The sequence below is a fragment of the Rhodopirellula sp. MGV genome (assembly GCF_002251265.1).
Taxonomy (GTDB): Bacteria; Planctomycetota; Planctomycetia; order Pirellulales; family Pirellulaceae; genus Stieleria; species Stieleria baltica_A.
Genome location: NZ_NPDI01000052.1, coordinates 17,646 through 38,651 on the forward strand (window position 1 = coordinate 17,646; position 21,006 = coordinate 38,651).

Consider the following 21,006-nt stretch of genomic DNA (forward strand, 5'->3'; position numbering starts at 1 on the left):
AATTGCGGCGGTCACGCGGCCGGCTGGTTGTCGGATCGCTTCAGTAAACGAAAGAGCAGCGGAACAAAAACGAGTGTGTAGACCGTTGCCAAAAGCAATCCACCGATCACCGCACGGCCGAGCGGAGCGTTTCGTTCGCCGCCTTCACCGGCGCCGATTGCCATGGGCAGCATGCCAACGATCATCGCCAGGGCTGTCATCACGACCGGACGCAGCCGAGTTTGGCCAGCTTCTTGCGCCGCATTGTGTGTCGATGCACCGTCAGCAAGTCGTGCGTTGGCGAAGCTGACGACCAGGATGCTGTTCGCTGTCGAAACTCCGATGCACATGATCGTTCCCATCAAAGCGGGCACGCTGATTGTGGTGTCAGAAACGAACAGGCTCCATGCGATTCCGCTAAGGCATCCCGGTAGGGCGCCGAGGATGATCAGCGGGTCCAGCCAAGACTGAAAATTGACAACCATTAACAGATAGACCAGCAAAATGGCGAACACTAGTCCGCCCAACAATCCGCGAAATGATTCTTCCATGCTTTCGATTTGGCCGCGCAGTGCCAGTTGGCTGCCGCGGGGTAAGTCGGCTTGTGTCTCCTCGATCAAGCGATGGAGATCAGTCGCGACGCCAGCGAGATCTCGGCGATCAACCGATGCGCTGATCTCGTAAACTGGCTGAACGTTGTAGTGACTGATTACTGCTTCGGTTTCGCCACGTCGCAAACCTGCGAAGTTGGTCAGCAGTTGTGTCTGTTCGGCGTCTTGTCCGAATAGCGGCGTGCGCAGTAGCGACTCGACATCATCGATTCGTCGCTGTGGGGTTTGGACCGCGACACGATAGTTGACGCGATTTTCGGGGCTGACCCAAAAGTTTGGCGAGATCTGAACACTCGAAGCCAGCGAGACAAGCAGGCTATCGGCAACTTGTCTCTGGTCGAGTTCTAGTTCCGATGCCAACGCCCGATCGACATCGATTTTCAATTCCGGCGCGTCGGTGATTTGCCGAAGTCGTACATCAACCATGCCGGGGATCGTTCGCACACGCTGCATGAGCTTTTTGGCGAGTTCGAAGTTTGCTTCGCGTTTGGTCCCGACGACCTGCAGATTAACGGCGGCTGGTTTGCCGAACGTCAAAATTTGGCCCACGATGTCGGCGGGCATGAAGTAAAACGTGCACTGTGGAAAGCGTTTGGGGAGCTCCTGTCGCAGCAAGCGGACATAGTCGTTCGTTGGTGCGTGAGATGGATTCAGCGAAACCAAAATCTCGCCGTCGGACACACTAACGGTGTCGTTGTCAATGTAGGCAATCGTCGTGAAAAACGGTGGTAGACCGAAGTTGTCCAGCACCAATTCGAGTTCGTCCTGAGGCACGATCTCGCGTATCACTGATTCAACTTGTCCAAAGATCACTTCGGTCTCTTCGATCCGTGTCCCCGCCGGGGCACGCACATGCAATCGAAATTGTCCCGCGTCCACTGATGGGAAAAAGTCTCTCCCGACAAGCGGCAAGAGAGCGAGCGATCCGACGATGATGCCGAGCAGGAGGACACACCAGCGACGTGGTTTGTTGAGCACCCTGTCCAGCTTTTCACCATAGTTTGCGGTGATCTTGTTAAAGATGCTCTCGAACGCTTGATGCCAGCGAGCAAGTTTGGGCCACCGGCTTGGACCATGTTCCGATTCCTGGCGAACGAGCATTAGCATCAACGTGGGGACCAAGGTTCTCGAAAGCAAATAGCTTGTCCCGAGCGCAAACACGACGGCCATGGCAAATGGTACGAATAAATACGACGCCGGCCCATCTAGAAACGCCACCGGGATGAACACGATGCAAATCGCAAGTGTCGATACGATCGCGGGTTGGGCAATTTCCCGTGCCCCGTCCAGGATCGCGCGTCGTATCGGGACTTTTTGCTGAAGGTGCCGATGGACGTTTTCGATTTCAACGGTGGCATCGTCGACCAGGATCCCGACCGCCAATGCCAGACCGCCGAGCGTCATGATGTTGATCGTTTCGCCAAGCATCCACAGCATCGATAAAGACGCCAAGATGGATAAAGGGATAGAGACAACCACGATCAGCGTACTGCGTAGTGATCCTAGGAAAACAAAGATCATCAACGCGGTCAGGCCAGCTGCGATTCCCGCCTCGTGCAAAACGCCTTCAATTGCCGATTCGACGAAAACGGACTGATCAAATAACAAGTCCATCTGTAGGTCGTCTGGCAGTTGGGCACGAATACGTGGCAACGCTTCACGAATGCCGCGTACGACCTCCAGCGTCGAAGCACCTTCGCCTTTGAGCACCGTCATCAAGACCGCGCGTTTTCCGTCTCGCCGGACGACGTTGGTTTGCACTTGAAAGCCACTATGGACAGTGGCAACATCACCCAAAAAAATGCGGGAACCGCTTTTCGTCTCAATCGGGATTTGTTCGAACGTTTCGATTAGCTCGGGGCTGCTATTCAAGCGAATGTTGAATTCGGTTTCGGCGATTTTGGCAGCACCGGCGGGGATGATCAGGTTTTGGGCGTTGACGGCACGGCTGATGTCGGCTGGTGAAAGTCCGCGGGCGTACAACGCATTCAGGTCCAGATCGACCATGATCTGCTTTGGCTTTCCGCCGTAGGGCTGTGGTACCCGAGCGCCAGGGATCGACCCGAAGCGTTGAATGATAAAGTTCGCCGCATAATCGGACAGTTCTTTTTCCGTCAACGTATCGCTGCTGACAGCGATTTGCACGATCGGTACACTCGTCGCACTGTATCGCACGATAAATGGCGGGTTGATTCCCGGTGGCATGTTCTTGAGCACCGTTTGGCAAGTCGCACTGACTTGCGCGATAGCGGCCCCAATATCGGCATCGGGTTGAAAGAAAATCCGAATCACACCGACGCCATTGAGCGATTGGCTTTCAATGTGCTCAATATCGTTGACCGAAGCCGACAAAACTCGCTCGTTGTTGAGCACAATACGCCGCTCGACATCCGATGCGGGCATGCCTTGGTAGGACCAAACCACCGTGACGACGGGCAAATCCACCTCCGGAAAAATGTCGGTCGGCATTTTCCAAATGCTGACACAGCCAAACACCAGGATCAAAATTGCCGCGACTAAAAACGTGTATGTCCGACGCAGCGCCAGTTCGACTATCCACATGGATTGTTTGATCGTTGATGTAAAGTGACCGTGTAGCTGTCGCCCAGGGCGACGGATCGGCCCTCGAAAGCGGACTCGATCGGTAATTAAAGATTATCGATAATCGATTGCAGGTCAAATCTTTTACGAACCACTATGCCCAAAAAATCCACCTCGCCGCTTGTCCGTGAACGCGTTTGCGACTCGATCCGCGACGCTTTGACCGACCGGATTCTCAACCGAACGTATCAGCCAGGCGATAAAATCACCGAGCTGGCGATTGCGAAAGAGTTTGGTACCAGCCAGGCGCCTGTCCGAGAGGCGTTGCGGGAACTGGAGTCCAGCGGATTGGTGCGAACCGAACGTTACAAGGGGACGCGTGTCCGTGAAGTCAGCGCGCGTGAATCGGCCGAGGCCTATCGGGTGCGTGCCAGTTTGGAATCGCTAGCGGCCGAAACGGCGCTCCCAGCGCTCTGTGGGCAATTGCCGGCGCTCCGCGAATGTGTGAAACGCATGGAGTCTGCGGCAAAGAATCGTCGCCCGGCGATCCAGGCCCAGCAAAACCACGCGTTCCATCGGTTGATCGTTGAAGCGTCGGCGAACTCGGTGCTCTTGCGGATTTGGGAGTCGCTGGCATTCGAAGCCCGGACACACTCCCGACTCAAGCAACGGCAGACCGATCCCCTGGACGACGCGAAATCTCACCACGCGATGATCGCGTCAATCGAAAACAGTGACGCGGTTGAGCTAGGGCGACTGCTTCGCGAGCATTCGAACTCGTTTGCGGAATCAATCGAAAGCGAACAGGAGGCTTGCGATTGAGCGGTTGCAGCGGCTGATCATCGCTGCCGCGGCGAGTGCCGAGTTCTTAGAAGCGTACCGAAACGAGTTCCGGTACGCTGTTGAAGATGGACGTTGTCAAGCAATCACATTTGAGCGATCTTGAGAAACGTCTGTTGATTCTCGCGGCGGTTAGAATTCGCCTTCGACGGTTTCGCCACTCGCCCGTGTTCCAAGGCTTCCCCAAAGCCCAAACGGACTTTGCGATCCTGGCGGCAAGTAGTTGTGGATCGTCACCTGAGCCGAGTTCGAATCGCCCGCTTCAATCGAATCCGTGATAAATCGAACGGCACCGTCGCCCATCAAGACATGAGCTCCGCCTTGGTGACGACTGCTGATCGAAGCCAGGTATTCTTCGTGATAGTTACCGTGGTGGCAAAGCTCGGTGTTGGGCGCCAGCATGGTGAAGAACGACGTATACAGAGCGTTGGCTGCCATCCATTTAGATCCACGGCGATCTTCGATCGAAGCAGTGATTGCTTGGGTCGAGCTCCAAAATTTGGGGCGTTGCTGATCGATCCCGGCTTTACAGCGAAGCAGACCGCCGACGTCCCATTGGGCAGCTGTGCGACCGCCCGCGTAGGCTGGCGTTGAACGGATATCGTTGTCGCCTAGGTCGGTGATGATTTCACCGCACATGATGGTGTTCGACAAACCGTCGAGGATGTCACGAAACTGCATCTTCTTACGATAGATAAACGCACCACGTGATGCCGCTTGGACGTACGTGATGTGAGTCACGTTGGACTGTCCTGCCTGGTTGACGTAGGACTCCGCATCGCGAGTCGCATGGTTTGCGTCGCCCCAGCAAGCGGCGTAGTTTGTACGCCCAAGGCTGGGAAGGCCTTTGCCCGGATCGCTAGGGCAGCGATACGTTGCAATATCAGTTACCCAGGGATCGTATGGATAGGCGGCAAGTTTCGCGACCGTGGTTGTCGGCAACGGTCCCATTGCCTGCCAAACCATGTCATCGTTGGTTACATAAGTATTGCTGATCGTGTCCCACAGCGCTTGCTGTTCGATATAGGGCGTGATCCCAACGAGGAAACTGAGTCGGTTGTAACTGTTACCGCCGCCGCCACGCGTCGCTTTCGGCGTGTCATAGAGAGCTCCGGAAAAGTTATAAGTTCCGGTGCCGTCGAGCGGCATGTTTTTGAAGGCAGAGTGATAGTTGTGAATTGCCAAGCCGATCTGCTTGAAATTATTGCTGCAGCTCATTCGTCGAGCTGCTTCCCGAGCCGCCTGGACCGCGGGAAGAAGCAATCCCACCAGAATACCGATGATCGCAATGACCACCAGCAACTCCACCAGGGTGAACCCGGCTGGAGTCCGTTGTTTTCGTGACATCAAAATAAACATCCCAATGAGAGACTGAGAAAATCAAAGCGAGCGCGACTTGAAGCGACGCAATCAGTCGGTGATGTCGGTCGAAGCTGCAGGATCAAGACCCAAGTCACCATGCTTGTCGGCATGAGCTTGCATCTCGTCTTGTGTCGCCACAACACCGGTTTCGTCGCCGCCACATCCGACGCTCAAAGTTAACAGTGCTAACACCAGGCAAGAAAAAACGTATCGCATCATCTGACGTATTTGATAAAGGAACAAAAAATCACCTATGGTCGCGATTTCGCCACCCTCCGCGTTTATAGTGGTCTTGTTCACTACACACACGTGAAAAGAACAAAAAACGATGAAAATGTAGAAACGAACAAATTTAAGATTCGTCAGCACATCGCAGCCATAGACACGCGTACAATAGCCGCCCGTTTCGCTTGCCTCTTGGTCTTGAGGTCAACTGACTTTTGAAGCCGAAGGTCTGGTCAGTTATCCGCTTGGGTAATCGGCGTTTTTAAGTTCCAACGTATCGCGTGATGTCGCAAGAACGCTGGTTTAGACAGTCGCGATTCTCCGCGTCCGAGCCTTTAGTAAACCAACGACGTTGTTCCATATCGCCATTGGAAATGACTGCTTCGTAGGGAACGGCACATCAGTGAGAGACGCCAGGAGCGGCGCTGTTGGCTGTCAGATCGGCGATGTCTTGACGAGGCGGGGCGCCAAATAGTCGGCGGTACTCTCGGCCAAACTGAGATGGGCTTTCATAGCCGACTCGGAATGCGGCTTCGGCGGCTTCGAGACCTTCGCTGAACATCAGCCTTCTCGCCTCTTGAAGTCGGAATCGCTTCTGGTACTGCAGCGGACTTAGCCCAGTCATTCTCTTGAAGTGTTGATGGAATGCTGATGGACTGAGGCCCACGTGGCTGGCCACACTCTCGACTTTAGCGGGTTCTGCAAAGTGTTCCTTCAGCCAAGAGATTGCACGAGCGATTCGCTGTGCAGGTCCTCCGGAAGCAGCTGTCTGTCGCAACCGGATGCCTTCGGGACCGCTAAGTAACCGATAAGTAATTTCGCGCAGAATAAGCGGGGCAAGCGATTCAATATCGTTTGGCGTATCCATCAACGCGAGTAAGCGTCTGATCGCATCCAGTAACGAATTCTCGACGGGGATCACGCCAATTCCGCGACTCGTCGACGTTCGCGCTGGAACCATTGCGCCTCCCGCGAGCAATTCCGCCACATCAACGGATTGGATTTCGATGCGAATCGCGAGACATGGATTTTTGGCAGAGGCCTCCACAACTCGGGTTGCGGCTGGCATATCGACGGACACCAACAAGGATTGAGCCGGGTCGTAACGAAAAGCCTCGCCTCCAACGACCACCTCTTTGGCACCCTGCAAGATGACACAAAGACTCGGCAAGTAAACCACTGCGTCATAGTCTGTGGGAGAAGAGGATCGGTAGATCGTTAATCTTGGGACAGACGTGTGGAGCTCACCATCCGCGGTAGCGTGGCGTTGGGCGATCTGTGCGATTTTTTTCAGCTCAGGTGACATCAAGTTCTCCTCCCTTTCGATGCCCCAAGCGTACGCTGCTCCGTATCGGCAGTCATGCCAAAAATGCAAATCGTGTAGGAATAGGCTAGTCGCGAGGACGAATAGGATACCGGTCAGTTCCGTAATCGGTATAGCATCTACAGGCAGGGGACACTCGCTGCAGCCTACATCACAACGGGGCGCCTACATCACAACGGGGCACGGTGTGGACCGCTTTACCAACGGAAAGGAACGAGATGAGAACCAAAATCACATTCAATCCCATCGGGCCGCGGGCGATCATCAGGGGCTTGCTTTCGCATGCAATTCGGTGCTCTGTCCTAGCCGCCGTCCTGGTCGCCATTCAATCCAATTCATCTCCCACCGGAGCCCAAGAAATGCTTAGCGGAGCAGACAACTTTTACAAAAGCGACGACGTAACTGCTCGGAAAGTTACTTTTAAGAATCAGTACCAAATGACGATTGCCGGGAACCTGATTGTTCCCAAGTCAGTCAATCCGGGAACAAAGAATCCCGCGATCATCGTTGGCCATCCGATGGGGGCTGTGAAGGAGCAAAGCGCCACCTTGTACGCGAATAAAATGGCGGAGCGGGGCTTTGTCACCCTGGCAGTGGATCTGTCGTTCTGGGGCGAAAGCGAAGGCATGGCTCGCAACGCCGTCGAACCGGCTATGTTTACCGAAACGTTTATGGCTGCCGTCGATTTTCTCGGCACACAATCATTCGTTGATCCGGAAAAGATCGGCGCGATCGGCGTGTGTGGAAGCGGAGGCTTTCTCATCAGCGCTGCCAAAATCGATCCCCGCCTGAAAGCGATCGCCACTGTGAGCATGTATGACATGGGAGCAGTCACACGCAACGGCTATGGCAAGTCGCGGACCGTGGAGCAACGCAAAGAGCTGCTGGCCAAAGCAGCACAGTTGCGGTACGAGGAATATACGACCGGCGAACAAGTTTTTCAGAACTACTTGCCATTCGACCTTCCCAAGGACGCTGACCCGGTAACTGCGATGTATCACGATTTCTACCGCACACCGCGCGGGCTGTATGTTCCCGAAGGCCGGACCGCAGAATTAACGCAGAACCGCACGCTCGCGGGCGATATCAAGTTCATGAATTTCTATCCATTCAATGACATCGAAACGATTTCGCCGCGGCCCCTGTTGTTCATCGCAGGTGACCAAGCTCATTCGAAGGAGTTCAGCGAGGATGCCTACGAACGTGCGTCGCAGCCAAAGGAGTTGTACTGGGTGGAGGGTGCAAATCACGTTGATCTCTATGACCGAGTGAACGTCATTCCGTTCGAAAAGTTGGAAACGTTCTTCAATGAGAATCTAAAGAATTAGGTCGAACCGGTAGTCGGCCGCAACTTCACTCAAGCAGCACCGCCCTTCCGCATTGTCGGTTACCGATTTGAAGGCGTGCTCTGTTGAAGCGGTCGATAGCCGAACGAAATGGTTTCTTTGCGACTTGATGAATGTGCTGCGGATTGTGTTGTTACAGGAGGTCGCGAATATCCGCATCTCGATGATCGACCCAGCCGCCAACCACACGGAGCGACTGGGCGCGATCAGTCTGAGCACATAGCGATTAACGATTACACGGTTGGCCCAGCCAATCAGCCCTGCTAGGTTTCAATCCCCATGGAAAATCTCGACAACATCTTTACAAGATTGCGATCTGGCGAACCTGTGCCGATGGACGACCCAGGTTTCAGCCAGGTTGCAGATGCGGTGAACCTTACGATTCGCAACTTGGCCAAACTCAACGGGGCTGCGGATACCGATCAGGTCCGGCGCTTCCTTGGGGAGCTTATTGGGCAACAAGTGGACGACAGCACGACTTTGTTTCCTCCTCTGCACACGAACTATGGGCGGAACATCAAGCTTGGAAGGAGCGTGTTCATCAATCACGCATGCTCGTTTCTCGACCTTGGCGGCATCACAATCGAAGATGGTGTCATGATTGGCCCCCGGGTCAACATCACATCGGAAGATCACCCGGTCGAGATAAAACTTCGGAAGACCTTGGTAACGCGTGAGGTCATTATCAAAAAGGACGCTTGGATTGGTGCGGGGGCGACGATTTTGCCGGGTGTCACGATTGGCGAGGGAGCGGTCGTGGCCGCAGGTGCCGTCGTCACCAAAGACGTGCTAGCTGGTACCGTTGTGGGCGGTGTACCCGCCAAACTTTTGAAGCAAATCGACGACTTTGACGCTGCCGAAGAGATGTGAGCACAGAGAAAGAATAGCGGGCCACGCCGACCACTAAGCCAATTGTGGAATTGGAGTTGGCCTGTCAGTCGGCGCTGAAAATTTCACGTCACCAAGACTCGCCCAAACGAAGTCAAGGTGGAGTAATCCGCAAAAAATTGAGGTGGTAGCGGCAAGGGCAATGCGCTTTGAACTTACAAGACTCGCACTCCGTTGCCGAAACACTATTCGCCGGTTTTGACACGTCGCAGCTCCAGCACGACGTCGGCTTCCGGCAGCTTGAACTCTTTCGGACGTGGCTTCCCCGTCCACTCCTTGTCCTTCCAGACACCGACGACACAGCAAACTTTCAATTTGTCGCCTTCAAGCTTGTAAATACCGAGAGCATCACCTCCCGTCGCCTTTGATTCGTTGGAGCGGTGATCCCAGATCTTTGGCTCCGTAGTCGGGTCGAGATCAAAGGTCCCAGCCCAGAGTTCCTGAGCGTTTGCGTCTAACGCCGCGTATGTTCGGTCTCTGCGGAAGACCAATCGCTTGGCATTCTTCGTGCTTCCGAGCGGTTGCACATCGACGATCTCCCAGCTTCCCGCGAAGTGTTCCAGCGACTGCTCGATGTCCTTCGACTTCGCGTTCTTCGTCGGTGACTCGTCCGCCATCGCCCTGGGAGAGACCGCTAGCACGACAAGGGCAAACATTAGAGACTTCATCGTATTCTCCTGGATTGGTTTGTGAAAAATTGGCATCATCGCAATCCTCCCGAAGCAAGGATTACTTCACCCGTTAGCCAAGCAGCATCTTCAGACGCAAGGAAAGCGACCACTCTGGCAATATCGGTGGGCGTTCCAATTCGACCCAGAGGAGTCATCGCAACCAGTTGTTTCTCCATCTCGCTACTCACGCCGTACAACCCTGCCGCTTTCGTGCCTTCACTGACCGTTACACCGGGATTGACGGAGTTAACCCGAATGTTTCTCGATGCTAACTCCTTGGCCAGTACGCCCGTTACAGCGTCGAGTCCTGCTTTCGTGGCGGAATAGATCGAGTAGCCAATGGGGTGTGAGCGTGAGGCTCCGGAGCCAATGTTGACGATGCTCCCGCCGTCCGCTCCGAAATGTTTGAGCGACTCCTGTGTCACCTGTAGTGGGCCCAATACATTGGTATTGAACTGGCGATGGAATTCCTCTTCGGTGAACGATTCGAGGGGTTGGGAGTGAAAGACCCCTGCGTTGTTCACGACGATGTTCAACGTGCCAAAGGCAGCTCGTGTTTCCGCAAACAGCCTTCGCACATCCGCTGCGTTTGATACGTCACCTTGAACTGCGATCCCTAGGCCACCAGCCTCTTGGATTTCACGTACTACGGTATCGGCACCAGTCTGGTCGGCGGCGTAATTGACGACCACCGCGGCGCCCTCTGCGGCGAGTTGCTTGGCGATTCCGGCACCAATCCCTTTTGATGCGCCGGTGACCACGGCAACCTTGTTCTTCAGTTTCGACATGTCTCAGGCTCATTCTGTTTAGCGTTCGGATTGCGATGAGAACCATCACTGATCTCAAAGACACAGAACAGGAATGCCTGTGACATTCTTGCTTCAACTTTTCTCAAAGTAGTCGCAGCGTTCGGCGAACGTCATCTCGTTTGAGCAGCCGCTGTAACCAGTCAATCTCATTTGCCGGTCGCAGGAAAGGATGTTCGCGAAAGAGGGCAGCGTGCTGCTGCTCGACCACATCATCGATTCCCCGAACCGTTTCGTCTGCCACATCGCGCACTCTCTCGAGATGCTGCTGCGAAAACATCAAATGCTGGAGATCGATATGGCCATCTTCGATGAACCCGCGAGTCTTCTTGGGGCAACGGCAGGGGTTGCTCGCGTTTACCAGTCCACACTGATCGTTCAGAAAGTTGTGTAAATCACGGCGGGCACGCGAAAGACATTGCCGAAAGTTGACCGCCGTCATCTCCAAGACTTCACCGCCCACTGCGTCAGTGACACCGAAGATCTCACCCAGCGTAAAAATCAGTCGTTGTTTCCGATCCAAGCAAAGCAGCATTCCCATCGTGCAACTGGTCTTGGCTTCCTCAACCAGGATTGGCAGTGCGACCGGGACCGTTTTAGGATCCGGCAAGTCCAAGTCCGGCGTGCGTTCGATTGCTGCTCCGTAATCGGAGAACGTCATTTCGTGAGTCTCGGCACCGCGTCGTTTCATGTTCAGAACATGATTGGCGGCGATGCGGTAGAGCCAAGTGCGAAACTTGCTTTCACCCTTGAACGTACTCAGCTTGGTAACGACTTTGACGAGTACTTCCTGCGTCACGACCTCAGCATCTTGCGGTGAGAAGACCATTCGTACGGCAACGTTATAAACCCACGCTTGGTGCCGTAGAATCAGTGTCTCAATCGCGTCGTAGTCGCCATTTTTCGCCTGTTCGACGAGATCGGCATCCGTGGCACCGTCCGGGGCACACTCTCTGAATGGGTTGTGCACGACAGAACTCCAGTGGCTAGGGGAGGTGAAAACGCAGCTTCCATCGCCCTTAGACATGTCTGCAAGGGAAGTGTGACAGATCTGGATAGAAAAAACGGCAATGCGAAGCCTGCTGCGAGAGCCATTCGAATCCAGATCCGTTTCGACATGCTTTTCGACTTGAAACTAGGGACGTTTGAGGCGATTGCAAAATGAGTGAACAAGCGTTTGGACGATGGCAATCGCTAGCGTTTGACCAAGAACGGGTAGTCGGTGTAGCCGAGAGCACCGGGGGCATAGTATGTCGCGACATCGGGCTCGTTGAGCGGTGCGTCATTTCGTAGCCGCGCGGGCAAATCGGGATTCGCGATGAACTTTTGGCCGAACACGATCGCATCGGCTTCACCGACACGTATCGCATTCGCCGCCGTCGCTTTTTCGTAGCCGCCATTGGCAAATAGCACGCCTTCAAATTCGGCTCGAATGCAAGGTGTCACGCGTGGCGCGTCCGCGTTGTAGAGTCGACCCGGTCGGATCGCTTCTGCGACATGCAGGTAGGCGAGCTGGAACCCACTGAGCATCTTCGCTGTCCGCGAATACAACGCAATGGGATCACTATTCGCCATCCCATTGCCACTCATGGTGGGACTTAAGCGAACGCCCGTGCGATCCGCCGACCACGTGTTGGTGACTGCCGCAACCACTTCGCGGAGAAAACGTAGTCGGTTTTCGATTGAGCCGCCGTATTCGTCGCTGCGTTGATTCGACGAATCTCGCAAAAACTGGTCGATCAGATATCCATTCGCACCGTGAATCTCGACTCCATCGAATCCCGCGTCCGTCTTGGTTATCTGCAGCCACAAACATCATGAAAATCCGCCGCGAGATGCGTTTCTGCAACTCATTCAAGAATGGAAAACGGAAATTCAGCAAGGTTTTGTACGGCAGCCTCGAAAGTAGGGAGCTGTGTAAGGGGAACTGAATTCGGCACCGCCATGCAACGATTCAACATGCGGCAGCTAGCGAGTGCGAATCAAAGAAAAGCAGCTCGCTGCAACTCGACTCGATTGGTTGGCTGTTTAGAAGTCAGGGCTAACGCAAGCCAGCGCACCGGCGCGGAGCGGGCCTGAAAGGCCGAAGGATCTTTGACAAGATCCACTACCTAAGAAGATGCGAGTGATACATCGCTAGAAAACCAGTCGGGGCGACAAGATTTGAACTTGCGACCTCTGCGTCCCGAACGCAGCGCTCTACCAGGCTGAGCCACGCCCCGATGGGTTTGTCGCGGGTGATGAAAGACACGCTTGCGACGGGTGCAATATAGTCGATCCGGTTGGCGGCGGGGAAGATGCGATTCGATTTGTTCTGGTGGTTTGTTTGGCGGCTAGAAGGTGCGAAGGTTTGGGGCGTTTTTCTTTCGGCGATGGTAGTAATGGTAGCCGGGGACGAAGAAGCACAGAGCGGCAATAATGCCGAACAGGAGATGCCCCCACTGCGGCGCGAGCGACATAAGAATCGCTGCGGTAAACAAGGCGATCGCTTGTAAGTAAAACCGACCCGTCAACATCCCTGCTTTGACCACAAACACCATCCCGCTGATCACGCCCAACAATGGGCTGAGTTTCAGCACAGGTAACCCGAGCAGGCTTTCGATCGGAAACAAACAGCCGATCGCGATCATGCTGCCGCCCCAGACGTGCGCGATCTGACGCTCGATAAACGTCACGGGGCCCATCCGTTGCCGTAGCTTCCAAAAGACACCGGCCCATGCGCCGAGTCCGATCGTCCACAGCCCCATGTAAATGACACGCGATTGCACGCCGAGGTATTCCAGTTGCCAGGTAAGGTAGCAGGCAACCAACAACACCAGTGAATGCCACATCCACAACACGCCCCAGTTTTCCAGCACGGCCGCGTGGTGTGTTTCTCGGAAGATCCGCGCGACGACTTGGTTGAAGTGGCCGCTTCGTGCCGAAACGACTTCGTCCGCCAGGAACGCATCGAGATCGTCGGCCAAGTCACCGGCGGTGGCGTAGCGCAGGTCGACGGGCTTTTGCAAACAACGCACGACCACCATTTCTAAGTCACGGTCGAGTCCCGGCCGCAGAGCTCGCGGCGGGCTGGGATCTTGCTCGATCACCAGCATCACCATTTCCACCGGCGTCTCGGCAACAAACGGTGGCCGGCCTGTCAGCGTGTAAAACAGGATCGCGCCGAGGCTGTAGATATCGGTTGCCGGGCCGAGTAGCTCACGTCGTCCGCCGGCCTGTTCGGGAGACATATAAGCTGGCGTCCCGACCAGCATGCCGCTGCGGGTCAGGTCAACGTCGGCACGAACTTCTTTGGCCAAGCCGAAGTCCGTCACCAAGACACTGCTGTCTTTGGAAAGCAGAATGTTGCTGGGTTTTAAATCGCGGTGCACGACGCCTTGGTCATGGGCAAACTGCACGGCACGCGCGATCCGCGAAACAAGCTCTGCGGCTTCACGTTGTGGCAGGGGCGCACGCGAAACTCGATCGGCGAGCGTTTCGCCGTCGATGTATTTCATGCTAAAGAACGGCCGGCCTTCGAAATCGCCGACGTCATAAACAGGCACGATGCCAGGATGCTCTAGTTTGGCTGTCGCGGCCGCTTCGGCAAGAAAACGCTGCAAGTCGGCGTCACTTCCCAAGCGACCACGCAAGATCATCTTGACGGCAACTTCGCGTTCAAGGCTAAGTTGACGGGCGCGAAACACGACGCCCATTCCGCCACGTCCGACCTCTTCAAGCAATTGGTAGTCGCCAATTGTTGTCGGAAGCTGCAGCCGCGCATAACGAGGTTGACCGTCGGCTTTGGGGGGGACCAGCTCGTCGGAGCTGACGCCGGCGGTGTCAGTGATCAAGACAGCGCCCCAGAGTTTACGAAGCTCGTCGGCGAGATCCGGGTGTTGCTGGCAGGTGGTGTCAAAGTCGACGGGTTCGCCACGGCAGATCGCGTCCGTCATCTCGCTGAGCAGGTCTGCTAAGCGTTGTTCGTCGCGTTCGGAAAGCACACTCACGGCGAAGACTCGGTATCGACTGAATCGCCGCCGGCGGAGCTGCTGCCGTTGTCGACCGACTGCAGGGTTTCGCGAAGGCGGCGGACGGCGCGGAGGTACCGCATGCTTGCCGCAGCGGCGTTGAGACCTAACGCTTCGGCGATTTCGAGGTTGGAGAGATGTTCATAGTGACGCATCACAATGATCTCTTGGTCCTGCTCGTTCATCTTGCCGATTGCTTCTTCGACCTTTTGCGCGATCTCGCGTTGTGTTGCAGCCGCGGCAGGCGTAAGGGCTGGGTCGCAAACCTGGATCGCCAATTCGAGCGTCGATTGATCTGGACTGGACGCAGCCGCAATCGGCTGTTCGCGATCCATGTTGCGTTTGGCGCTGACCCGGTGCCGTCGGTACGTGTCGATGATGCGGTCCCATGCGATTTGGCGAAGCCAGAGATGGAACGCCATCGAGGGATCGGAAAGGTATTTGTCCAGACGCCCGCTGGCCTCGACCATGACGTCCTGGACAACATCGCTGACGTCGACGCGTTGCTGGACTTTCCGGTCAAGACGCAGTTCGACCAATCGCCGAATCGGGGCGCGATGTTTTTCTAGCAGCTGATTCACCGCGTCGGCGTCGCCCTGTTTGGCGGCACCAAGCAGCGTTTCGGTTTGATCGTCACCGGCCCAAATCGACTTCGTCATTCAACCTCTCCTTGCGTCATCGTAGTGTAGCGAAAAGAGGTGAGTTTGGCGTGGTGGGGCACCCGAGATTGGTTGGGGGAAGGTTGAGACGCGGGGGCGGTTTGGAGGAACGGGATCGGTACGTGATCGCGTTGTGGGGAGATGGGGTGCGTGGGGAGTGGATTGCAAATTTGGGGAGTGGATTGCAAATTTGGGGAGTGGATTGCAAATTGCAAAATGAACATTGCAAATTGGTAATTGGGTGGTGGGGAAGCACCAATATCAATGCTCGAAAGACCTCGGCCTTGGATGCATTTCGTTTTAGGCGACGCCCCGGTGAGTTTCCTAGCCAGGTCCTTAGGGCCTGGTAAATCGTTGCCCTAGCACGTCGAGCCGGGCCAAAGACCCGCTTGTTGGTAGGAGTTCGATCACGTAACCGCTCGCTATCGCGAATGCGGCTGATGGGGGTGCGACGGTGTAGATCCGGTGGACCATTCGCCGGCGGTGACGGTCCATCGTATGCGCCGTCTGGGACGCACCAATTGACATTGAGGCTCGAAAGAGATCGGCCTTGGAGGCGTTTCGTTTTAGGGGCAACGCCCCGGCGAGTTTCCTAGCCAGGTCCGTAGGGCCTGGGAATTGGTCACCCCAGCATGTTGAGCCGGGCCTAAGGCCCGCCTAGTTGTTGATGGGAATTCTGAGCACACAACCGCTCGCTATCGCGAATGCGGCTGATGGGAGGCTCGGCATGCAATCGCTTGCGATTGCGGGCGGTGTTGGATCGCGTGGGGAACTGCCGGCTTTGGTCTAAACCATCGGTTATTTGACGGGATGAAGGACGATGTTTTTGAATCGCATGACCATCGGGTCGCCGACGTGAAGCTGAAACGCGATGACGCCGCTGGTGGCAGCTTTTTCGGATTGGTTGTCGATCACTTCGGCAGTCATCGTGCCGTTGATGAAGTGTTGCAAGTGATTGCCTTTGGCAACGACGCGGTAGTCGTTCCATTTTCCGGGATGGATGCCATTGCCAAGTTTCGCGCCGTTAGCAAATTCCTTGACTTCCTTTTTGCCGTCAGCACCGATTGTGACTGACTGGCCACGCTCGGCGAGGATGCCGCGTCCTTGTTCTTCGTAGAGGATACCGGCGTAGCGATTGCCAAAATCGATGTCGGCTTGGTAACCGCCCACCACAAAGTTGTCTTGATCCAACACTTTGCTGCGGTACTGAATGCCGCTGTTGGTGTTTTCGATTTTGAACTGTAGCGTCAGCTCGAAGTCAGCGGGTTGATGATCGGTATAGATCAAAAACGTATTTCGCTTGAGCGGATTCTCGGCAACCGTGCGACCGACGAGTTCGCCGTCTTCAACGGACCAGAGATCTTCGCGTCCTGACCAACCGGAGAGGTCTTTGCCATTGAACATGTTGACCGCTTCAGTCAACTCGTGTGACTTGGCGTCAACGGTGCTCTCGTCTTGAGCTTGGACGGCGGTTGCGGCGAGGCCACAGCATAGGAGCGCGGCGGAGATTGAACGGAGGTAGCGCATGTCGAGTTCGCGGTGATTGGTGGGGAAAGGAATCACTTCGTGCCGCGGGAATGTCCTCACGCGGCACCGATTCGCAATTGTAGCCAACCTGTGCGGGCAAGTTGGCTACGCCCGCACCAATCACCGAGAGAATCTCGAACAGGCTTACTTGGCCTTTGACGACACGTACTCGAGGTTGGTGAGGCTGAATTTTTGTGGGCCGGTACAGTCGATTGACGAGGTGTTGCAAACGCGACACAAAAATGCCGGGGCAACGACATCATTCAGCGAGATCATCGCATATTCGAAGTCGGCGGACTTGGAGGCGAGAAAGGAAAGTCCGCCTTCGCTGACGTCGCGGGTGATCGCGAAGTACGACTCGCCGCGGGGAGCAAAATCGTCGTCGAGAGGTTGGACGGTGATTTCCAGTGATTGGGGCATCCGCACCGAACGACGCCGTTCCAACGGCGGTTCTGGGACCGGGATCGGCGGTGCGACGGGATGGACGGTCGCATGGATGGGGCGACGATGAGCGTGGCGATTCTCGGCGGAGGCTGGTGTCATACTCGCAAGGTGGGCAACAAGCAGTGGGCGAACGCGGATCGATCAGCCAAGTCAGCCGATCTGTGATCCGATTGATAATGGAACGACCAACCGTAACTTGCAGCTAAGGCGCGGGCCAACCGACTGACGGAAGGCCCTCAACGAGAATCGTTGCTGGTTGATTTGATGCCGGGCGTCGTTTTGGAAAGCGTGTGCTGTTGCAGGAGCATCGGTTGTCGCTGGTTTGCGCCAGTGATGGGGAGTCGGGGGCGAAGCCATTGACGGAAACAGCACGCTATCGCGAATCAGTTGATGATCCGAACACTGTGCACACACAACCGCACGCTATCGCAGTTGCGGCTGATGGGGGCTCGGGCATGTAACCGCTCGCTATGGCGATTGCGGCTGATGGGAGTCGCGGCGGTGGTGGATCCGGTGGACCATTCGTCGACGGTGACGGTTCATCGTATGCGCCGTATGGGACGCACCAATCAACGTCGATGCTCGCAAGAGCTCCGCCTTGGAGGCGTTTCGTGTTAGGGGCAACGCCCCGGCGAGTTTCCTAGCCAGGTCCGTAGGGCCTGGGAATTGGTCACCCGAGCATGTTGAGCCGGGCCTAGGGCCCGGCCTGGTTGTTGATAGGAGTTTGACCACGTAACCGCTCGCTATCGCGAATGCGGCTGATGGGAAATCTGAGCATGAAACCGCACGCTATCGCGGTTGCGGCTGATGGGAGTCGCGGCGGTGGTAGATCTGGTGGACCATTTGTTGGCGGTGACGCTCCATCGTAAGCGCCGTATGGGACGCACCAATCAACATTGATGCTCGAATGAGCTCCGCCTTGGAGGCGTTTCGTTTTAGGGGCAACGCCCCGGCGAGTTTCCTAGCCAGGTCCGTAGGGCCTGGGAATTGGTCACCCGAGCATGTTGAGCCGGGCCTAAGGCCCGGCCTGGTTGTTGATGGGAATTCTGACCACGTAACCGCTCGCTATCGCGAATGCGGCTGATGGGGGCTCGGGCATGTAACCGCTCGCTATCGCGATTGCGGCTGATGGGAATTCGGGTATGTAACCGCACGCTATCGCGGTTGCGGCTGATGGGGTGACTAAGCGTGTTTGGCTTCTTCGCTGGCGATCATTTGGGACAGGATGTCTTTTAGCGAGACACGAATCTCCCAGTCGGGATAGTCGCGTCGTAGTTTGCTAAGGTCGCTGATGTAGCAGATGTGGTCGCCTTTGCGGTTTTCGTCACCAAGCGTGAAGTTGACTTTGTGGCCACCGATTTCTTCAATCATCGAGATACATTCCAGCACGCTGGCCGCGTTGTCGCGACCGCCACCAATGTTGTAAACCTCGCCCGGTCGTGGGTTGCGTGAGAACGCTTCAAATGCTTTCACGACATCGCTGCACTCGATCTGGTCGCGAACCTGTTTGCCTTTGTACCCAAAGATCGTGTAGGGTTTTCCGGTGACGGCGACATGCACCAAGTAGCTCAAGAATCCATGCAACTCGACACCACTGTGACTGGCCCCAGTCAGGCAACCGCCCCGGAAGATACCCGTTTTGAGTCCGAAGTACTTTCCATATTCTTGAGCCAAGACGTCAGCCGCAGTCTTGCTGGCGCCAAAGAGCGAGTGCATCGTTTGGTCGATTCGGCAGTTTTCGTCGATGCCACCAAAGTCTTCTTCGCGGGCGTATTCCCAGCGAGTATCGAGCTCGGTTAGCGGGACTTCGTTGGGGGCGTCCCCGTAAACCTTGTTCGTACTCATGTGGCAGAACACCGCTTCGGGGGCGTGCTGCCGAGTCGCTTCAAGGAGATTCAACGTTCCGTTCGCGTTGACTTCGAAGTCGAGGAACGGGATCGCCGCTGCGCGATCATGTGAGGGTTGTGCGGCACAGTGAATGATCAGATCCGGCGTCTCATTTTTGAAGAGATCCAAGATCGCCTCGCGGTCACGGATATCGATCGATACGGTGCGAAAATTCTTTGTTTCCGATTCGAGCTGCGTTTGATTCCAGCGGGTGCTGCCGTCAGGGCCAAAAAAGGTTGCCCGCATGTCGTTGTCGATTCCGATGACCTCCGCACCGGCGGCATCCCAGTGTCGAACGGCGGCAGATCCAATCAGTCCACTTGATCCGGTGACAATAACGCGCATGCTGATTTTCTTGTTTATCGGAAGATTCAAATTTGATGGGGCGTTTGATCGCCGAAAGCTGAGTTGACGCCGGGCAATATTAATGCAGCGACCTTATGCTAGGCGTATTGTATTCGGCGTCGACGGAACGGCTATCGGCCCGTTCGGGTAGAGTCATTGATTCATTTGGAGCGGCAAATTGCCATGAGCGGTAACCTGTCAAATTCGTTGGAAACGGTCATCATCGGCGCCGGATTGTCCGGATTGGCGTGCGCCCAAACGCTGTGTTCGGCGGGACGGACCGCCCTTGTTCTCGAAGCCAGCGACAGAGTGGGGGGGCGAGTACGGACCGATCGCGTTGATGGCCTGGCCTTGGACCATGGCTTTCAAGTCTTGTTGACGGCTTATCCGGCCTGCGAAAAATTGTTGGACTATGACGCGTTGCGTCTGCGGCCCTTCCGTCCCGGCGCGTTGGTTCGAAAAGGCGGGCGTTTTGTGCCCTTGGCCGACCCCTGGAGACAGCCAGCCAAAGCAATCGCTTGCGCGACGTCGCCAGTTGGCACGCTGGGTGATAAGTTGCGTGTCGGCAAGCTTCGTTCGGATTGTCGACGCGGGACGTTGGATGGCGTCTATTCGCGGACCAACGAATCGACGAAGAGCCGGCTGGAATCGGCCGGACTCAGTGATCCATTCATCGACGAGTTCTTTCGCCCGTTTCTTGGCGGAGTGTTCTTGGACGAATCGTTGGAGACGAGCCGCCGGATGTTTGACTTCGTGTTCCGGATGTTTGCCAGCGGCCAAATTGCGGTTCCCGCGGACGGGATGGCTGCGATTCCCCGGCAGCTCGTCGAGACGTTGCCACGCGGTACGATCCAGTTCAACACAACGGTTCGTTCGATCGAACATCACGAAATCGGCAGCCGTTTGACGTTGTCTGATGGGCAAACGATCGAAGCAAAGCAGGTGGTCGTGGCGACCGAAAGCGATGCGGCAGCACGTCTGCTGGGAATCGAGAAGCTGAAAACCGATTGGAACGAAGCGTTGACGATGTATTTTCGGGCACCCAAGTCCCCCGAAAACAGTCGCATGTTGATGTTGCGGGGTGACGAAACGGGACCGATTCAAACGATGACCGTGATCAGCGACATCGCACCAGAATACGCACCCAATGACACGACGCTGATTTCGGTGAGCGTATCGGCTGACCAGATGGCTCAAGACTGTGAACGATTGTCGGATTTGGTGTTGAAGCAGGCAACGTCGTGGTTTGGAGACCAAGTTGGTCAATGGGAATTCGTCCGCTCCTACCGGATCCCCTATGCTTTGCCGCGTCTTGACTTGCAGACAGTGGTCAAAACGGTTCGAGCCAGTGAAATCGATGGTGGATGTCCGGATCACGTCTATGTTTGTGGCGATCACAGAGAAACCCCCAGCATCAATGGAGCGTTGAGCAGTGGAATGCGAGTTGCAGCACGTTTGTTGACGACTCGTTTGCTGGGAGCGATTTAGCGGCGTGTTGATGTTGCTGCTCGCAAAGTTTGCGGAGCATGCAGTTTGAGCAA

Annotated in this window: 19 protein-coding genes and 1 tRNA gene; 6 read left to right on the forward strand and 14 right to left on the reverse strand. The window is 55.7% G+C overall.

Going from position 1 to position 21,006, the window contains the following annotated elements; translation table 11 throughout:
* Nucleotides 1–11: 11 nt before the first annotated feature.
* The gene (locus tag CGZ80_RS18605) at nt 12–3,152 is read right to left on the reverse strand and encodes an efflux RND transporter permease subunit (protein ID WP_094410859.1); all 3,141 of its coding nucleotides are present in this window, start codon (nt 3,150–3,152) and stop codon (nt 12–14) included.
* Between the two features lie 135 nt (nt 3,153–3,287).
* On the opposite strand from CGZ80_RS18605, the gene CGZ80_RS18610 reads away from it, so the two are divergent.
* Nucleotides 3,288–3,953: a GntR family transcriptional regulator gene (locus CGZ80_RS18610; RefSeq protein ID WP_094410860.1), complete on the forward strand. Its 666-nt coding sequence runs from the start codon at nt 3,288–3,290 to the stop codon at nt 3,951–3,953.
* 150 nt (nt 3,954–4,103) lie between these two features.
* Here the strand turns inward: CGZ80_RS18610 and CGZ80_RS18615 are convergent, their stop codons facing one another.
* From CGZ80_RS18615 to CGZ80_RS18620, 3 genes are all read right to left on the reverse strand, one after another.
* The gene (locus CGZ80_RS18615; protein WP_094410887.1) at nt 4,104–5,318 is read right to left on the reverse strand and encodes a DUF1559 domain-containing protein; all 1,215 of its coding nucleotides are present in this window, start codon (nt 5,316–5,318) and stop codon (nt 4,104–4,106) included.
* A 63-nt stretch (nt 5,319–5,381) separates the two neighbouring features.
* Nucleotides 5,382–5,633, reverse strand: coding sequence for a hypothetical protein (locus tag CGZ80_RS27685; protein WP_143543675.1), 252 nt, complete (start codon nt 5,631–5,633; stop codon nt 5,382–5,384).
* 325 nt (nt 5,634–5,958) lie between these two features.
* Complete coding sequence (locus CGZ80_RS18620; protein ID WP_198953593.1) at nt 5,959–6,864, reverse strand: AraC family transcriptional regulator; 906 nt, start codon at nt 6,862–6,864, stop codon at nt 5,959–5,961.
* 377 nt (nt 6,865–7,241) lie between these two features.
* Here CGZ80_RS18620 and CGZ80_RS18625 point away from each other — a divergent pair, with 377 nt between their 5' ends.
* The 3 genes from CGZ80_RS18625 to CGZ80_RS29135 are packed head-to-tail and all read left to right on the forward strand — an operon-like array spanning nt 7,242 to nt 9,098.
* Complete coding sequence (locus CGZ80_RS18625) at nt 7,242–8,210, forward strand: alpha/beta hydrolase (RefSeq protein ID WP_198953594.1); 969 nt, start codon at nt 7,242–7,244, stop codon at nt 8,208–8,210.
* Between the two features lie 52 nt (nt 8,211–8,262).
* On the forward strand, nt 8,263–8,451 hold the full coding sequence (locus CGZ80_RS18630; RefSeq protein ID WP_094410862.1) for a hypothetical protein: 189 nt from the start codon (nt 8,263–8,265) through the stop codon (nt 8,449–8,451).
* Nucleotides 8,452–8,507: 56 nt separating this feature from the next.
* Complete coding sequence (locus CGZ80_RS29135; protein WP_315851393.1) at nt 8,508–9,098, forward strand: DapH/DapD/GlmU-related protein; 591 nt, start codon at nt 8,508–8,510, stop codon at nt 9,096–9,098.
* 203 nt (nt 9,099–9,301) lie between these two features.
* Here CGZ80_RS29135 and CGZ80_RS18640 read toward each other — a convergent pair whose 3' ends face one another.
* The 9 genes from CGZ80_RS18640 to CGZ80_RS18685 form a co-directional block, all read right to left on the reverse strand.
* Complete coding sequence (locus CGZ80_RS18640; protein WP_094410890.1) at nt 9,302–9,784, reverse strand: TIGR03067 domain-containing protein; 483 nt, start codon at nt 9,782–9,784, stop codon at nt 9,302–9,304.
* Between the two features lie 35 nt (nt 9,785–9,819).
* Nucleotides 9,820–10,575, reverse strand: coding sequence for an SDR family NAD(P)-dependent oxidoreductase (locus tag CGZ80_RS18645; protein ID WP_094410863.1), 756 nt, complete (start codon nt 10,573–10,575; stop codon nt 9,820–9,822).
* A 103-nt stretch (nt 10,576–10,678) separates the two neighbouring features.
* Nucleotides 10,679–11,563: an RNA polymerase sigma factor gene (locus CGZ80_RS18650; protein WP_094410864.1), complete on the reverse strand. Its 885-nt coding sequence runs from the start codon at nt 11,561–11,563 to the stop codon at nt 10,679–10,681.
* A 224-nt stretch (nt 11,564–11,787) separates the two neighbouring features.
* Nucleotides 11,788–12,405 (reverse strand): hypothetical protein, encoded by a 618-nt coding sequence (locus CGZ80_RS18660; protein ID WP_094410866.1) that lies wholly within the window; start codon nt 12,403–12,405, stop codon nt 11,788–11,790.
* Nucleotides 12,406–12,741: 336 nt separating this feature from the next.
* A tRNA-Pro gene (locus tag CGZ80_RS18665) sits at nt 12,742–12,815 on the reverse strand.
* A 111-nt stretch (nt 12,816–12,926) separates the two neighbouring features.
* Nucleotides 12,927–14,528, reverse strand: a complete 1,602-nt coding sequence (locus CGZ80_RS18670) for a serine/threonine-protein kinase (RefSeq protein ID WP_094410891.1) — start codon at nt 14,526–14,528, stop codon at nt 12,927–12,929.
* A gap of 50 nt (nt 14,529–14,578) precedes the next feature.
* Nucleotides 14,579–15,262 (reverse strand): sigma-70 family RNA polymerase sigma factor, encoded by a 684-nt coding sequence (locus CGZ80_RS18675; RefSeq protein ID WP_094410867.1) that lies wholly within the window; start codon nt 15,260–15,262, stop codon nt 14,579–14,581.
* A 798-nt stretch (nt 15,263–16,060) separates the two neighbouring features.
* Nucleotides 16,061–16,825, reverse strand: a complete 765-nt coding sequence (locus tag CGZ80_RS18680; protein ID WP_233148150.1) for a DUF1080 domain-containing protein — start codon at nt 16,823–16,825, stop codon at nt 16,061–16,063.
* 108 nt (nt 16,826–16,933) lie between these two features.
* The gene (locus tag CGZ80_RS18685; protein WP_094417205.1) at nt 16,934–17,332 is read right to left on the reverse strand and encodes a PilZ domain-containing protein; all 399 of its coding nucleotides are present in this window, start codon (nt 17,330–17,332) and stop codon (nt 16,934–16,936) included.
* A gap of 291 nt (nt 17,333–17,623) precedes the next feature.
* Between CGZ80_RS18685 and CGZ80_RS27690 the strand changes: the two genes are divergently transcribed.
* On the forward strand, nt 17,624–17,851 hold the full coding sequence (locus tag CGZ80_RS27690; protein WP_143544028.1) for a hypothetical protein: 228 nt from the start codon (nt 17,624–17,626) through the stop codon (nt 17,849–17,851).
* Nucleotides 17,852–18,415: 564 nt separating this feature from the next.
* On the opposite strand, the gene CGZ80_RS18690 is transcribed toward CGZ80_RS27690, so the two are convergent.
* Nucleotides 18,416–19,465: an NAD-dependent epimerase/dehydratase family protein gene (locus CGZ80_RS18690; RefSeq protein WP_094417206.1), complete on the reverse strand. Its 1,050-nt coding sequence runs from the start codon at nt 19,463–19,465 to the stop codon at nt 18,416–18,418.
* A 183-nt stretch (nt 19,466–19,648) separates the two neighbouring features.
* Between CGZ80_RS18690 and CGZ80_RS18695 the strand changes: the two genes are divergently transcribed.
* On the forward strand, nt 19,649–20,953 hold the full coding sequence (locus CGZ80_RS18695) for an NAD(P)/FAD-dependent oxidoreductase (protein WP_094417207.1): 1,305 nt from the start codon (nt 19,649–19,651) through the stop codon (nt 20,951–20,953).
* Nucleotides 20,954–21,006: the final 53 nt, after the last annotated feature.

What these genes read in the sequence shown, in the direction of transcription:
- CGZ80_RS18645 (WP_094410863.1), bottom strand. Translation starts at nt 10,575, where the DNA reads ATGTCGAAACTGAAGAACAAGGTTGCCGTGGTCACCGGCGCATCAAAA.
- CGZ80_RS18615 (WP_094410887.1), bottom strand. Translation starts at nt 5,318, where the DNA reads ATGTCACGAAAACAACGGACTCCAGCCGGGTTCACCCTGGTGGAGTTG.
- CGZ80_RS18670 (WP_094410891.1), bottom strand. Translation starts at nt 14,528, where the DNA reads ATGACGGACGCGATCTGCCGTGGCGAACCCGTCGACTTTGACACCACC.
- CGZ80_RS18625 (WP_198953594.1), top strand. Translation starts at nt 7,242, where the DNA reads ATGCTTAGCGGAGCAGACAACTTTTACAAAAGCGACGACGTAACTGCT.
- CGZ80_RS18640 (WP_094410890.1), bottom strand. Translation starts at nt 9,784, where the DNA reads ATGAAGTCTCTAATGTTTGCCCTTGTCGTGCTAGCGGTCTCTCCCAGG.
- CGZ80_RS18690 (WP_094417206.1), bottom strand. Translation starts at nt 19,465, where the DNA reads ATGCGCGTTATTGTCACCGGATCAAGTGGACTGATTGGATCTGCCGCC.
- CGZ80_RS18695 (WP_094417207.1), top strand. Translation starts at nt 19,649, where the DNA reads ATGAGCGGTAACCTGTCAAATTCGTTGGAAACGGTCATCATCGGCGCC.
- CGZ80_RS18620 (WP_198953593.1), bottom strand. Translation starts at nt 6,864, where the DNA reads ATGTCACCTGAGCTGAAAAAAATCGCACAGATCGCCCAACGCCACGCT.
- CGZ80_RS27690 (WP_143544028.1), top strand. Translation starts at nt 17,624, where the DNA reads ATGATCCGAACACTGTGCACACACAACCGCACGCTATCGCAGTTGCGG.
- CGZ80_RS18610 (WP_094410860.1), top strand. Translation starts at nt 3,288, where the DNA reads ATGCCCAAAAAATCCACCTCGCCGCTTGTCCGTGAACGCGTTTGCGAC.
- CGZ80_RS18685 (WP_094417205.1), bottom strand. Translation starts at nt 17,332, where the DNA reads ATGACACCAGCCTCCGCCGAGAATCGCCACGCTCATCGTCGCCCCATC.
- CGZ80_RS29135 (WP_315851393.1), top strand. Translation starts at nt 8,508, where the DNA reads ATGGAAAATCTCGACAACATCTTTACAAGATTGCGATCTGGCGAACCT.
- CGZ80_RS18675 (WP_094410867.1), bottom strand. Translation starts at nt 15,262, where the DNA reads ATGACGAAGTCGATTTGGGCCGGTGACGATCAAACCGAAACGCTGCTT.
- CGZ80_RS18605 (WP_094410859.1), bottom strand. Translation starts at nt 3,152, where the DNA reads ATGTGGATAGTCGAACTGGCGCTGCGTCGGACATACACGTTTTTAGTC.